11 protein-coding genes are annotated in these 14,666 nt (G+C 60.0%); 4 read left to right on the top strand and 7 right to left on the bottom strand.

What is annotated here, in order from left to right:
- Positions 1-39 precede the first annotated feature (39 nt).
- Together ACS1BR_RS06505 and ACS1BR_RS06510 are read right to left on the bottom strand one after the other, a co-directional pair.
- A complete protein-coding gene (locus ACS1BR_RS06505; protein WP_463561147.1) occupies positions 40-543 on the bottom strand; it encodes a nucleoside deaminase in 504 nt (167 codons plus the stop codon).
- A 5-nt stretch (positions 544-548) separates the two neighbouring features.
- Positions 549-2,711 (bottom strand): RecQ family ATP-dependent DNA helicase, encoded by a 2,163-nt coding sequence (locus ACS1BR_RS06510; protein ID WP_463561148.1) that lies wholly within the window; start codon positions 2,709-2,711, stop codon positions 549-551.
- A 198-nt stretch (positions 2,712-2,909) separates the two neighbouring features.
- Here ACS1BR_RS06510 and ACS1BR_RS06515 point away from each other — a divergent pair, with 198 nt between their 5' ends.
- Entirely contained in the window at positions 2,910-3,626 is a 717-nt protein-coding gene (locus tag ACS1BR_RS06515; RefSeq protein WP_463561149.1) for a VTT domain-containing protein, read from the top strand.
- 36 nt (positions 3,627-3,662) lie between these two features.
- Here the strand turns inward: ACS1BR_RS06515 and ACS1BR_RS06520 are convergent, their stop codons facing one another.
- The gene (locus ACS1BR_RS06520; protein ID WP_463561150.1) at positions 3,663-4,517 is read right to left on the bottom strand and encodes an MBL fold metallo-hydrolase; all 855 of its coding nucleotides are present in this window, start codon (positions 4,515-4,517) and stop codon (positions 3,663-3,665) included.
- A gap of 106 nt (positions 4,518-4,623) precedes the next feature.
- Between ACS1BR_RS06520 and ACS1BR_RS06525 the strand changes: the two genes are divergently transcribed.
- The 3 genes from ACS1BR_RS06525 (at position 4,624) to ACS1BR_RS06535 (ending at position 10,357) form a co-directional block, all read left to right on the top strand.
- Positions 4,624-5,229, top strand: coding sequence for a TetR/AcrR family transcriptional regulator (locus ACS1BR_RS06525; protein ID WP_463561151.1), 606 nt, complete (start codon positions 4,624-4,626; stop codon positions 5,227-5,229).
- Between the two features lie 239 nt (positions 5,230-5,468).
- Positions 5,469-7,982 (top strand): HAD-IC family P-type ATPase, encoded by a 2,514-nt coding sequence (locus ACS1BR_RS06530; RefSeq protein ID WP_463561152.1) that lies wholly within the window; start codon positions 5,469-5,471, stop codon positions 7,980-7,982.
- A gap of 290 nt (positions 7,983-8,272) precedes the next feature.
- The gene (locus tag ACS1BR_RS06535) at positions 8,273-10,357 is read left to right on the top strand and encodes a glucose PTS transporter subunit IIA (RefSeq protein ID WP_463561153.1); all 2,085 of its coding nucleotides are present in this window, start codon (positions 8,273-8,275) and stop codon (positions 10,355-10,357) included.
- Positions 10,358-10,448: 91 nt separating this feature from the next.
- Here ACS1BR_RS06535 and ACS1BR_RS06540 read toward each other — a convergent pair whose 3' ends face one another.
- The 4 genes from ACS1BR_RS06540 to ACS1BR_RS06555 form a co-directional block, all read right to left on the bottom strand.
- On the bottom strand, positions 10,449-10,934 hold the full coding sequence (locus tag ACS1BR_RS06540; protein ID WP_463561154.1) for a GNAT family N-acetyltransferase: 486 nt from the start codon (positions 10,932-10,934) through the stop codon (positions 10,449-10,451).
- 168 nt (positions 10,935-11,102) lie between these two features.
- Positions 11,103-11,855 carry a succinate dehydrogenase/fumarate reductase iron-sulfur subunit gene (locus ACS1BR_RS06545; RefSeq protein WP_463561155.1) on the bottom strand — a complete coding sequence of 251 codons (753 nt, stop codon included), beginning with the start codon at positions 11,853-11,855 and terminating at the stop codon, positions 11,103-11,105.
- Positions 11,852-13,792 (bottom strand): fumarate reductase/succinate dehydrogenase flavoprotein subunit, encoded by a 1,941-nt coding sequence (locus tag ACS1BR_RS06550; RefSeq protein WP_463561156.1) that lies wholly within the window; start codon positions 13,790-13,792, stop codon positions 11,852-11,854. Before ACS1BR_RS06550 ends, ACS1BR_RS06545 begins: the two co-directional genes overlap by 4 nt.
- 10 nt (positions 13,793-13,802) lie before the next feature.
- Positions 13,803-14,543 carry a succinate dehydrogenase cytochrome b subunit gene (locus ACS1BR_RS06555; protein ID WP_463561157.1) on the bottom strand — a complete coding sequence of 247 codons (741 nt, stop codon included), beginning with the start codon at positions 14,541-14,543 and terminating at the stop codon, positions 13,803-13,805.
- Between the last annotated feature and the right edge of the window lie 123 nt (positions 14,544-14,666).

Here is a 14,666-nt window from a genome sequence, read left to right on the forward strand (position 1 = left end):
GAGTGACCTTCCCAACGCACTACGGGGAGCTTCATCGCACTAAGATCGGCGCCCCTCAAAAAAATCTCTCAACAAACGCACACACTCCCCCTCCAAAACCCCCGAATACACCTCAACCCAGCCCGACGGATTCATCTGCCGCACCACGTCATAACGGCCACCCACCGCACCCGTCTTCTCTTCCCAGGCTCCAAAAATCAGCCGGGGAATGCGCGCCAACAGCAGAGAACCGGCACACATCAGACAGGGCTCAACGGTCACCACCAGGGTGCAACCGTCCAGCCTCCACGACCCCAGATACCGCGCCGCCTCACGAATCGCGCACACCTCAGCGTGCGCGGTAGGGTCACGGTCAGCCTCACGGCGGTTATGCCCCCGCCCAATCACCCGGCCCCCGCTATCAACCACCACCGCACCAATCGGAACGTCCGCACTCGCAAGCGCCAGCTCAGCCTGCCCCAGGGCCTGCCGCATCCACTCTTCCGATCCGGCAGGTAGCGGATTGCTAGCCCGCCGATAATCCCGATATTCCTCGCCCCACACAGCAACTACCGCGCAACCGCAAGAGCAAAAGGTAAAACGCATCCGGCACCGGCCTCACGCAGCTGCCGGGCAACCACGGTAAATGTCCAGCGGGAATCAACATACTCGCTCACCAACAGCACCGGCCCACCACGCCGCGCACAGTGGTTCTCTATCTCGGCGCCCAGCCGGTAGGCACCGATCACACCGGCACAGCGAAACGCCGAATTTCCACCAAAATATTCGGGGTCCGAGACCACCTCGACCGCACCCAGATAAGGTAGCCTGCCCGCCTTCGCCAGCCCCCGCGCCAAAGATTCGGCAAGCTGCGGACGCACCGGGGAGGGAATAGAAACCACAGCCTCCGGCCGCCGATCCCACTCCCACTCCGCTAAAACCCTCACGCAGGCCTCACCAAGATCGGCCGGCACAGGCCCGTCAAACGGAATACCCTCAGAATCACGCACAAAGATTTCTCGCAAACGGTTACCCCAGCCCACATCAGTCAACCGCGCCAGAGCCCGCCCCTCAGCGGCCCTCTGCTCCGCAGGAATTTTCCCCCGCACCGAACCGGCAACACCCAACCGGTTAAGCCCCTGAGGCCACAGCTTTCGCGGCTCAATCGGCACGCCCGCGGAATTCAGCCCCTGCCCCACCACAGACATTGCCTCCGCACCCACCCGCTGCGTATACCAGGGCCCGGCACAGTTATCGCAGATACCGCAGGGCTGAGCCGTATAGTCGTCAAGCTCCCGCACCAGGTACACCATACGGCAGGTCCTAGCCCCCTCATAGCCCAGCATCGCCTCCTGTTCCGCCCGGCGAACTTCACCAACACGGCGATAACGCTCAGCATCATAGAACCACTCTCCCCCGGTCGAAACCCAGCCCTTACCGGTTCGCTCCGCCGCACCCTCAACAGCCAGCACTTTAAGAAGCAGCTCCACCGAGCCACGACGCACATTAACACGGGCCTCCACAGCAGACACAGACAGTGCCCCTCCCCGCCGCGTCTCCTCCTCCAGCGCGCCCAGAACCTGCCCCGCATCCTCCTCGGTCGGCATAGACGAGGTCGCAAAATACTCCCAAATCTCCCTGTCTTCACCACCCGGCAGCAAAAGCACATCAGCATCAATAGCGCCACGGCCGGCACGGCCCACCTGCTGGTAGTAGGCAACAGCGCTCGCCGGCGCCCCCAGGTGCACCACAAAACCCAGATCCGGTTTATCAAAACCCATGCCTAAGGCGCTGGTGGCCACCAGCGCCTTCACCCGGTTCTCCCGCAGAGATTCCTCCAGCTCCGATCGCTCCTCGGCGTCGGTGCCACCCGTATAGGCGTACACTTCGTAGCCGGCCCGCCGCAGCACATCGGCGGTATCCTGGGCAGCCGAAACGGTGAGCGTATAGATAATCCCTGACCCCCGCAGAGAGCCAAGGTGCTCAACCAGCCAGGCCAGACGCTCCTGAGGCTGACGTAAGACCAGCACACCCAGACGCAGAGACGAACGCGACAGCGGCCCGCGCAGCACAAACACCTCCTGCCCCGGTGCACGGCCGGCCCCGGCTGTGCCCAGCTGCTCTGACACGTCGTAGACCACCCTCTCGTTGGCCGTTGCGGTAGTGGCGAGCACCGGCGTGTTGTCGGGTAGTTCGGCAAGGAGGTGGCGGATACGCCGGTAGTCGGGGCGGAAGTCGTGACCCCAGTCGGAGATACAGTGTGCCTCATCGATCACCAGCAGACCCAGCCGGTCCACCAGAGACGGCAGCCATTCCGAGCGAAACCGCGGGTTGTTAAGGCGTTCAGGGCCGATCAGTAAAACGTCGGTTTCGTCTCTGCCTATTGCTTCCTGCGTCTCCCCCCACTCGGTGACGTTTGCCGAGTTGACCATCGCCGCCCGCACCCCGGCACGCGATGCCGCATGCACCTGGTCTCGCATCAGTGCCAGCAGCGGAGAAACAATGAGGGCGGGGCCGGATCCTCGCCGCCTCAGGAGCAGGGCGGCAATAAAGTACACCGCCGACTTTCCCCACCCTGTTTTCTCGATGACCAGCGCCCGCCGGTGCTGCTCCACCAGCGCCTCAATTGCCTCAAACTGGCCCCGGTGAAAGAGGGAGTCTTCTCTTCCGGTGAGCTGGCGAAGAAGAGCGAGTGCCTCGGTGTAGAGCGGGGATGATGTATGAGCGACCATAGGTTCAGTCTAGGCGCTGGGGTACCGGACTATCCAGCATCGGGCGGCTACCGGTCTACGTAGTCAAACCCACAGGTGTATGCCCCGGAATTTTGCGGGAATGCACAAGGTTTCAGAGTAGAATCGGCTGAGATTTACCCTTCCTTCTTGAGTGCCGGCACAGGCCGACCTCGGCACTCAAACCAACGAAAGACATGTATGAGCGCTCTTCTCACTCTTGCTACCGCAGCCGGCGGGTGGCACGCACCCGTGGCAATACTCGGCATCGACATTGAACAGATCCTTGAGGCGGCCGGCCCCTGGGCTTTGGCTGTTGTGTCGCTCATCGTCTTTATTGAATCCGGTGTGCTCTTCCCTTTTCTCCCCGGTGACTCACTGCTCTTTACCCTGGGCCTGATCCATGAGCAGCTGGGGTTGAATCTCGCGGGAATGATATTCTGCCTGTGCCTGGCAGCAGTTTTAGGCGACCAGGTGGGTTACTATCTGGGGCACAGGTTCGGTCGCCGCTTTTTTAAGCCGGACTCCAGGGTTCTCAACACCCGCAACCTCGCCGCGGCGGAGGGCTTCTTTATGAAATACGGGGGTAAGGCCCTGGTGCTGGCCCGCTTTGTGCCCATCGTGCGCACCTTCGTGCCTCTTGCCGCCGGTATCGCTAAATACCGCTACCGTGATTTTGCCAAGTGGAACATTAGTGGCGCGATCCTCTGGGTCTTCACCATGACTTTCGCCGGGGTTTTCCTGGGCAATATCCCCTTCGTCAAAAACAATGTTGAGGCAATCGTGATCCTGATTGTCTTTGCCTCCCTCCTTCCCGTGCTGATCGAGGTGCTCAACGAACGCCGCAAAAACAAGCGAGCCAGAGAACGAGCCGACCAGCTCACCGACCCCGCCACCCCCATAGAACACAGAGACTAGGGGCGTCCCTGTGTTCCCACAAACCGCTAACGGTCGCTATAGAAAAGTTGGCCTATAAAATTCGCGGTGGCTGAGCCGTCTACCCGCCTGCGGATCGTGAGCCGGCAGAAGTATCACGTCTTCATCCCGGCAGTATTCTTTGATCTCGCGTAGGGTGCGCACAGCCCGGTGCGGGTCTTTGTTCACACCGTCAGTGAGCTCCCTGTCGAGGAGAATCTGGTCATAGGTGACATCGCCACCAAGCAGGTAGGTGGCCTCTTCAGCAAACACCAGAACTGACAGGTGCCCGGCTACATGCCCGGGTGTGGGTACCCCCACCACAGTGTTATCGGCTGTTATTGGGTAGGTGTTCTTCCACGGGCCCACCGCCGGCCCGGTAAGTTTGAGCTGCCGGGGCTGAAAATTTTTGGGCCAGTGTTCGGGGACCGCGCCCTCAATGGTTGCAGCAATAGAGGGTTTGAAAGCGGCCCAGTGCTCATCGGTTACCATAAAATTTCCCTCAGCCAGCTCTCCGATACCGTCCCCGTGGTCATGGTGCAGGTGCGAAATGAGAATGGCCTGCAGGTCAGTGGAACGTAGACCTTTCTCTCTCAGGAGGTACCCGATACTCTCCTCGGGCCTCACCCGAATATCGACTGAGAACCGAAAGAAAGGATTCCAGCGGGGCAACCAGCCGGGGTCGGATGCGTGCGGCGATTCCCCCGTATCAAAAAGAATAGGGCCGTCTTGATGCTGGATAAGGTAGGTGTTGATGGGCAGCGGGTCTGTCCATCGCCTGTCAAAAAGTACCCTTGCGCGGCGTAGCAGTACCGGCCGGTGAGCGGACTGGGTACGGTGACTGGGCCGAATTCTCACGGTACCCGTTTGAAGAATTTCTACGGTCGGTTGCACTGTCTCTCCTTCTGCGGCGAATATCTCTACCGAGCCTACAGACACCGGCCGTCCCTACAATAGAACAAATACAGACCGCTTTGTCGCACACATACCGGAGGACACCATGGTAGAACCGCGCCACGATAGTCAGCGCCCCGGAGCCGACCAAAGAATTATTGAAGCCTGCTGGTCTCTGGGGCAGACAAGGCCCCTCACAGATATAACGGTTGGGCGCCTCGCACGGGTCTCCGGGTGCACCCGCACCACCTTTTACTACCACTTTGAGAACCTGGCGGGAGTCCAGCAAGCGGTAGAGCAACACTACCTCTCCGATATCAGATACGAGCCTATGCTCGCTTTCCTACAGACCGGAGGTTTCTCCCATATTGAAGATTTTTATCGACTCAATCTGGGGCCTCTACGCTATATCGGGACACAGCTGGCACACGATTCAACCGGAAACATTTTTACACGCTTTAGAGAAAACCTGCGAACACTGTGGGTGCAGCTGAAGTTTATCGGTAGAGAACCCCTGACACCCGAGCAAGAAAGTATCTTCACTTTCCTTGTTCACGGTCTTGCCGGAGCCTTTATTGAGCTGGCCTCCGTAGATGACGGTCAATATCCGGCCAAGATACGCGCCCTGGGACACGTGTACGCGCAGGTGATAAGACCGGGACTAGCAAAACTTGCCGAGCCCGGCTACATGCCGGGGAACACCGAAGGCTAGAGGCCGGATAGTTATTTCGGGTAGGCCAACCAGCCGAACCCAGCCGCACATGGCTACGGTATCGGGCCGCCACCGCTGGCTACGATAACCCGTGGAGCCCCCACCGTCGGCAATAATCCAAAATCACCCTGAAATCATTCCTCGGAATGAGGAAAGTTACGGTCTTTCCCGGCTAGGCTAGAGCTTAGCCCAGCTCAAGCAGGCCCAGCCCCTTGACCTCACGCCCTCGGAGTTATCTCTTGATCAAACACGGCCGTAACGCCAGTACTGTTTCCCAAGAACTCACGGTTGGTTCCGAAGACCTCCTTGCCACCCAAGGTCTCACCCGCGCCCAGGTGCACGAGCGCGAACAGGCCGGCCTGGTCAATGTCCAAGATACCTCAACATCACGCTCCACCTGGACTATCGTCCGCACCCACCTCTTTACCCTCTTCAACCTGGTGCTGGGGCTCTGCGGTGCCGTGGTGATCCTGGTGGGCAGCTGGCTCGACCTGCTCTTTCTCCTGGCGGCTATTGCCAACGTTGTGGTTGGTTTTGTGCAAGAATTTTCTGCCAAACGCAAGCTGGACCGGATTGCTCTGCTGCGCCGCGACCCCGTGACGGTTATTCGCGACGGCGCCCGGACACAGCTGGGTATGGAGCAGCTGGTTCAGGACGATGTGGTGGTACTCAAACGCGGCGATCAGGTGCCGGCCGACGCCACGGTACTCACCTCCGACGGTCTAGACCTCGACGAATCCATGCTGACCGGTGAAAACGACCCGGTCGCCAAAAAAGAGGGTGACCGGGTGCTGTCGGCAAGCTCGGTGGTGGGTGGCACCGGCAGGGTGCGGCTTTTTGCGGTGGGGTCGAAGTCCCACGCGGCAAAGCTCTCGACCGAGGCAAAGCAGTTCTCGGTGATTAACTCCGAGCTGCGCGCCGGTATGGAGCGGGTGGTTAAATGGATTACCTGGGCGCTTATCCCCATTATCGCTATCGTGCTCAACGGTCAGATGGTGGCCGCCGGCGGCTGGGCAAGCGCTATCGAGACCGGCGCCTGGCGTGAGGCCATGATTGTGGCGGTCTCCTCCATTGCCTCCATGATTCCGCAGGGCCTGGCGCTCATGACCACAATCTCCTTTGCCACGGCCGCGGTTAAACTCGCCCAGGACGATGTGCTTATTCAGGAGCAGCCCGCCGTAGAGGTACTAGCCCGGGTTGACGTGGTGTGTTTCGACAAGACAGGTACACTCACCGAGGGCGGAGTGCGGTTTGAAAAACTGGTGGCACTGAACCCGGCGGAGGCCGGCACCCCCGACACCGAGAAGGAAGAAGTGCCGGAGGCCGCCCAGCAGGCACTTGCCTGGTTCGGTGCCGACGAGAACGCCAACCCCACCGCCGCCGCCCTGGCAGATTCTTTCACCCGCCTACCGGCACAGCCGGCCTCGGGGACCGTTGCTTTCAGCTCTGCTTCCCGTTTTTCGGCCGTAGAATTTTTGGATACCGGGGCGTGGGTCCTGGGCGCGCCCGAGGTTCTGCTGGTGGAAGGCTCCGCCGAGCGTCAACGGGCCGGTGAGTTTGCTTCCAGCGGCTTACGCACCATGGTGCTATCTCGCGCGACCGCCCTCACCCGTGACGAGCACGGGAAAGTGCGCAACCGGCTGCCGGAAGATACTCAGCCGGTTGCCCTGGTGATCTTCCGTGAGCAGGTGCGGGCAGAGGCCCCGGAGACTCTTCGCTACTTCCGGTCGCAGGGAATTGAGCTCAAAGTGCTCTCGGGCGATAACCCGCAGACCGTGGCCGCTGCCGCACGGCAGGCGGGTATGGATATCTCTGCGGGTGCGGTTGACGCATCTCTACTTCCCGATCAGGGCGGGGAGCTTGAGGAAGCGGTCCTCAACCACAGTGTGTTTGGCCGGGTCAACCCCCAGCAGAAAAAGAATATGGTGCTGGCCCTACAGAAAGCCGGAAAGACCGTGGCCATGACCGGCGACGGTATCAACGACGCCCTGGCGCTCAAACACGCCGATCTCGGCATCGCGATGGGCAACGCGGCACCGGCCACCAAGGCGGTCTCCCGCCTGGTACTGCTGGACGGCCGTTTTGACCGGTTGCCCAGTGTGCTTGCCGAGGGCCGTAAAATTATTGCCAACATCGAGCGGATCACAAACCTGTTCCTCACCAAGACCAGCTTTGCCATCATGCTGGGCGTACTGCTGGGTATCCTCTGCTGGGAGTTCCCTTTCCTACCGCGCCAGTACTCCACAGCAGACCTGCTGATTGTGGGTGGTCCCGCCTTCTTCATCACCATGTTTCCCAATACACGCAAGTACGTTTCGGGTTTCCTTGAAAGAGCCCTGCACTACGCTATCCCAACAGCGGTCATTATTGTCACTACCCTGGTGACCGTAAACTTTGTGGGGCGTTCGCTGGGGGACAGGGTATCCACCCAGCAGGTGGAAACAGCAACCTTCCTCACCCTGGTCATCATCGGGGTTTATAACATCACCACCGTTATCAGGCCGCTCAAACCCTACCGTCTAGCACTGGTTGGGCTCATGTATGCGGGAATGCTCGTCTCGGTGTATTTTCCCCCGCTGGCCGCCTACCACCGGTTTGTGGACCCCGGTGCCCAGCTTTCCCCCTGGGTACTGGGCCTGGGGGCGGCGGGGATCGTGCTGGTTGAGCTCAATCTCCACCTGCACAACCGCTGGTTGGCGCGCAAACATCCGGCAGCGGTGGCCGCGGCAGCCGCCGCCCGTGCCACAAGCTAACCGGCCCCTCACAGAAAAATCTTGCAGAAAATATCCGGGCAGAGTAGAATTCTTTGCCGGAAGCGCTGAATAGGCGCACGGTAATTATCAGGATTGTTACTGGTTAGCAGGCAAGACCCGAAGCTACAGACCCTGGATACCGCGGGCAAAGCCCGGGTAAGAATGGGTGTTCCTCTACCACCGTGTAGGCGGTTAGTGGGCGCATACCCCGCGTTCACGCACGGACAGACTGTAGTTTGAGGGTCTTTTTTGTTCCCCAAAATACTTCCGTACACCACGAAATGGATACCATGAACAACAAGGAAATGGGCGAGGAAATCCTCGAGGGCCTCGGCGGCCCCGAGAATATTTCCCACTTTACCCACTGCGCAACCCGACTCCGCGTTACACCAAAATCTCGCGGCGCAATCGACACGGAGAAAATTGAGAAAACCCCCGGTGTGCTCTCCGTGATCGAGCAGTCCGGCCAAACCCAGGTGGTACTGGGAGATAAGGTCGAATCTGTCTACAACGAAATGGTGAAACTGCCCAGCATGAAAAATGTTGGTGAAGGCAGCGTCGAAGCCGGAGATGACGAGAAGAAAGCAAACGTCATCACCCGTGTTTTCGATGTTCTCTCGGACTCCTTCCGGCCAATCCTGTGGGCGCTTCTGGGCTCCTCCATGATCCTGACCCTGATCGTGCTACTTCAGCAGCTGGGTTTCTTTGGCACCTACACCAACTTTGCCGGCGAAGTCGTCAACAAAGATATTGTCAACGGCCCCAAACTCGGCGATGACGCCCTCAACGCCGACATGCTCAACCAGTGGCGCGGAGAATTCACTTTCTGGTTCCTGCTCCTGGCCGCGGCACTGTCCGTGCTGAATTTTATGCCCATCATGATCGGTGCAACCGCGGCCAAGCGGCTGGGTGCAAACATGTGGGTGGGTGCGGCCATACCCGCGGCTCTCATGACCGACGCCTTCCGCGGGCTCTCGGAGATCCTTCCCGAGAACCAAGGGTATATCACCCTGTTCACCATCGGCAGCTGGGACGTACCCCTGTATCTCTTCTCCTACACCGGCCAGGTGTTTCCGCCTCTCTTTGCGGTTGCTCTCCTAGCCCCGCTGGAGCGCCTGCTCAAGAAGATCATTCCCACCATGCTCCATATGGTGTTTGTACCCATGATTTCCCTGCTGATCATGGTCCCGCTCACCGCACTGATTGTGGGTCCCTTCGGTATTCTGCTCGGCCAGGGTATTTCTGATTTCTTCAGCTACGTCAACGACCATGCGCCCTGGCTGGTCGGTGCGGTGATCGCCGGCAGCTACCTCTTTATGGTTCCGCTGGGCCTGCACTGGCCGCTGAACGCCGTGATGATCAACAACCTGCAATCAAACGGGTTCGACTTTATCCAGTCCCCCATGGGCGCATACAACTTTGCGGTCTTTGGTGTGGTGACCGGTGTCGCTATCCGCGCACGCCAGAACAAGGAGCTGCGTCAGACCGCGGTGGGAGCCTCGGTCTCGGGTCTGCTCGGCGGTATCTCTGAGCCCTCACTCTACGGTGTCGTGCTGCGCTACAAGAGGGTTATCCCCCTGATCCTGGTTCCGGCAATTATCGGCGGTGCAACCATTTCGATGCTGGGGGTCAGGTCTTACGCCTTCGCCTTCACCTCTCTACTCTCCATTCCGGCTATGCAGCCCTCCTACTACTACATGATTGGCCTCGCTATCGCTTTCTTTGGCGGCATGGCCGCTGTGCTGATCTTCGGCTACGACTCGAGAACCTCCAAGAAAGCCATGGATCAGGCTCAGGAAGATGTTCAGCAGGAGAAGGCTCAAGAACCGGTATCGGTCGGGGCCGCAGCTGCCGGTAGCGGCGGCGCAGACGGTGTGAGCGGGGGGACCGCCGCAGCGTCCGCCCCTTGGGCTGGGGATCCCACAATTTCGGTGACCTCCCCCCTCACGGGCCGGGCAATTCCCCTCTCTGAGGTTCCGGACCCCATTTTTGCCGCAGAAAAACTGGGCAAAGGTGCGGCGATCGAACCCACCGGAAACACCGTGGTTGCCCCCTTTGCCGGCAAAGTGATAGCCGCGCCCTCCTCGGGACACGCCATCGGGCTGAAGCTGGATAACGGCGTTGAGCTGCTCATTCACGTGGGTATCGATACCGTGAACCTTGCCGGTAAGGGCTTTGACGTGAAGGTGGCCAAGGGCCAGCGAGTTGAGGCCGGCCAGGAGCTGCTGGTCTTCGACCGCGAGGTCATTCAGGAGGCGGGCTACCCGCTAACTACTCCCGTGCTGGTGACCAACACCGTCAAGTTTGCGAGCGTTGAGGGGCTCACCGGTCAGGTGTCCCCCGGCGATAACCTGGTTACGGTAACCACCGGCTAGGATCGCGGGGTGGAGGCCCCGGTCTGTGGCGGTAGAACCGCCGCGGGCCGGGGCCTCTTTCCATCCCTTTTCGGGAAATACCGTTGTGTCTCTAGCGATCCAGTTCGAGGCTCATGTGATAGTGCGGCAATCCTGCATCCATAAACTCTGCGCCGTGGACGGTGAAATCTTTATAGAGGGTGTCTTTGAGGTAGGACTGCGCGGTGAGATCAATCCGCTGCGCATCGGTATTTTCTTTGATCCAGGACACCGCGGTATCCAGAATTTTTCGCCCCAGCCCGGTACCACGGGCAGAGTCCAGCACCGCAACACGACCGATAGTCCAGGATCCCTCGGTGATGCTGTGCGAAGAATCGCTGATTTTCCCCAGGTCAAACATGCGCAGATAACCCAGCACACGGCCGTCAGTATCCGGGGCGTAGAGGTGCACACACCGGAGGTCTACATCGTCGATATCCTGCTCGGTGATCTGCTGGCCCACGGTAAAAACGAGTCCGCGGGTGAGATAGATATGGTGAAGTTCAAAAGCGGTAAGTTCGTCAAAGGTCTTAATAAATATCTGCGGATTTCGTGTCATGGGGCCAGAATAGCACCGGACAGAACCAAAGACTTTGAGCAGGTCTTACCCCGGTATAAAACGCTGGGCCTCCCTACCCAGCTGAAACTTCCATCCACCGGCTGCTTTCCCGTACCCGCACACACCACGGGCCGGGGCACAACCGCCCCGGCCCGTTAGCCGGTACCGCTAGTCGTCTTTACCGGCGCGGAACACCGCCCTGGCGCGCTCACGGTTGACCGCCGCAATAGCGGAAAGCGGTATACCCGCCGGGCAGGTCACCGCGCACTCCCCGTACACGGAGCAGGGGCCGAAGGACTCCTCCACCTCAGCCACAATCGACCGTGCCCGCTTAGACCTCTCCGGCCCACCCTGCGGCAGAGTAGAGAGATGGTTCAAGATGGAACCGGCAAACAGGTTAGCCGCACCGTTCGGGCACGCCGCAATACAGGCACCGCAGCCGATACAGGCGGCAAAATCCAGTGCCTTCTCCGCGCGGTCATGCCCGATCTGCATAGAATCGGCATCGGCGGCCGTCCCGGCATCAACCGACACGAAACCGCCGGAGGCAATCACCCGGTCCATGGCAGAACGATCCACCACGAGGTCACGGATCACGGGAAAAGCCGACGACCGCAGCGGCTCCAGACGCAGCCTCTGACCGTCCCGGAAAGAACGAACATGCTGCCGGCAAGACGGCGTATTGGGCACCGGCCCGTGCGGCTGGTCGTTGACCGTGATACCGCAGGTGCCGCAGATACCTTCGCGGCAGTCAGAATCGTAGGCAACGGGTTCACGCCCGGCAGAGACCAGCCTGTCGTTAAGGTAGTCGATCAGTTCGAGCAGGGACATCTCTTCTTGCGCACCCTCAATCTCGTGGGTCTCAAAAAAACCCTCGGTCTCGGGATTGTCTTGGCGCCAGACTTCAATGGTGAGTTTCACTTGTAATTCCTTGTCTGTAGCTGGATTGCCTCAAAGGTGAGCGGCTCCGCGTGGCGAATATGGGAGCCGGCCGGGCCCTCTTCCCAGGCGCTGACAAAGCACCATTCGTCGTCATTGCGCTGCGCCTCCCCCTCAGCGGTCTGGTACTCCTCACGAAAGTGGGCACCGGCAGATTCTTTGCGGTCTAGAGCGTCAACGCACATGAGCTCGGCCAGGTAGAGGTAGTCTTCGACCCTGCCGGCACGCTCAAGCTCCTGGTTAAAGTTCTCCGGGGTGCCGGGTATAAAGAGGTCGCGGTAGAATTCCTCTCGCAGTTCACGGATCTGCTCGATCGCCCTGCGCAGTTTGGCCTCGTTGCGGCTCACCCCGCAGCCCTCATAGAGAATTTCTCCCAGTCGAGCGTGAAAATGGTCGGTGGGGGTCTTCCCACCAATACTCATTAGCCGGTTGACACGTTCGGTCACCTCGGCGACGGTGGAGGTCACCGCGGGGTCATCCAGCGGCAGGGTCCCCTCCCCCAGGTGATCGGCAAGATAGTTGGGTACCGAGTAGGGCAGGGTGTACCAGCCGTCAACGCAGGCGGAGAGAAGCGAGTTAGCACCCAGCCGGTTGGCCCCGTGGTAGCCCCAGCCGGCCTCACCACCCACAAAGAGTCCGGGAATGTTGGTCATCTGGTCGTAATCTGTCCAGAGTCCGCCCATAGCAAAGTGGGCACCGGGGGCAATCCGCATGGGTACCTCGTGGGGGTCCTCCCCGGTGGCATCGGTGTACATTTCAAAAAGGTTGCCGTAGCGTTCGTCGAGCACCTTCAGCCCCAGCCGCTCTTTAGCATCGCGGAAATCGAGGTAGACCGAGTTCTTCAGCGGCCCCACCCCGTGACCCGACTCAATCTGTTCCCGGGCGGCCCGGGAGGCGATATCACGCGGGGTCAGGTTGGCAAATGCCGGGTATTTACGCTCAAGATAGTAGTCGCGCTCGTCTTCGGGGATACTGTTCGCCGGGCGGTCGTCTCCGGCCTTTTTGGGTACCCAGATACGGCCGTCGTTGCGCAGGGATTCAGACATCAGCGTGGTCTTGGACTGGAACTGGGAGCTTATCGGCAGCGCCGTGGGGTGAAACTGGATATAGGCCGGTGAGGCAAAGAAGGCACCGCGGCGGTGGGCCCGCCAGGCGGCGGTACAGTTGGAGTTGCGGGCCAGGGTCGACTTGTGGAACACGTTGCCGTAGCCTCCGGTGGCAAGCACCACGGCGTGGGCTGTCTCCGCTCTGATCTCACCGGTGCGCAGGTTGCGGGTAACAATACCTACCGCGCGGCCGTCCTTGACAATGAGGTCAAGCATCTCCTGGTGGGTGTGCAGGGTAACCGTACCGGCACCCACCTGCCGCTGGAGTGCCCGGTGGGCCGAAACCTGCAACTGTTGGCCTGTCTGCCCCCGGGTATAGTAGGTGCGCGATACCTGCACACCACCAAACGACCGGGTGGTCAGCTCCCCGCCGTACTCGCGGGCAAAGGGGGCACCGATACCGTTCATGTGGTCGATCACCCGCACCGACTCCTCGGCTAACCTAAAGGCGTCTGCCTCGCGTCCGCGAAAATCACCGCCTTTGACGGTGTCTTTGACAAAGCGGTGGATAGAGTCATTATCTACCTTGCGGGCGCGGGCAGAGTTGATACCGCCCTGTGCCGCTACCGAGTGTGCGCGGCGGGAGGAGTCGTGAAACGTATAGCTGGACACCTTGTAGCCGAGCTCCCCCAGGGCCGCCGCGCAGCCGGCACCGGCCAGGCCGGTGCCCACCACGATAACCTTGAACTTGCGGCGGTTGAGCGGGGAGACCAGCTTGTATTCGTCGCGGCGACGTTCCCAGGCAGTAGCGGGGTCACCGGTCGGCACCTTCCCGTTGATGTCTTCACCATAGGAAATATTGATTTCTGTCATGACTGCTTTCCTAACTTATAATCCCGGTCAGAACCGCCAGGGGTATGGTGATATCGCCGAGCATGACCAGTAGAGCAAACACTCCGCTCACCAGCACAACCGCCGAGCGAACCCTCTGCCCCATGGTCACACCAAAATCATTGACCGCGGCGTAGAGGCCGTGTGCCAGGTGCAGAAAGAGGATGATCATGGCCGCCATATAAAAGATCGCCACCGACGGTCGGGAGAAACTGGCAACCAGGTTTTCGTAGGCAAAACTTCCCGCCTCGGAACCGTGCTGGAAGTCCCGGGGGGCAACTGCCACCCCGGCGGTGAGATCGAGAATATGGAAAATAATGAAGAAGAGGAGCACGATACCGGTCACCGGCATGGTCCGGGCGGTAAAAGAGCTGAACCCTTTGAGCCCCTTACGGGCGAATTTTCCGCGACGTGCTCTGGCGCGGGCACTGATGAGCCAGGCACAGTAGACGTGCCCGACTAGGCAGACCAGCAGGAAGATACGGAAGAGCCAGAGGAACCCTTCATAGGGGAGAAGCGGCTCGAGGAGGGTGCGTAGCCACAGGGCGTAGGCGTTAAAGTGTTCCGGCCCCTGGTAGACCTTGAGGTTGCCGAACATGTGCACAAACACAAAAACCCCAAACACGATACCGGTGAAGGCCATCGTGTATTTTGCCAGAACGTTGTTCAGCCATCGGGGGCCGATATGTTTCTGGGGAGTTGGTGTGCCAGCTCTTACTGAGGTGGTACTCATTTTCTTCCCGCTTCTTCTCGATGTGGTGCGCTGCTGGACGACGCATCTCAGCTCGAGCGGGGCGGTTTCTGCTCCGTTGTGGGACTAGCGTAAACGCGCGGCACAGCATTACTTACGCTTTAA

The sequence above is a fragment of the Rothia sp. 18CD1-1 genome (genome assembly GCF_055285355.1).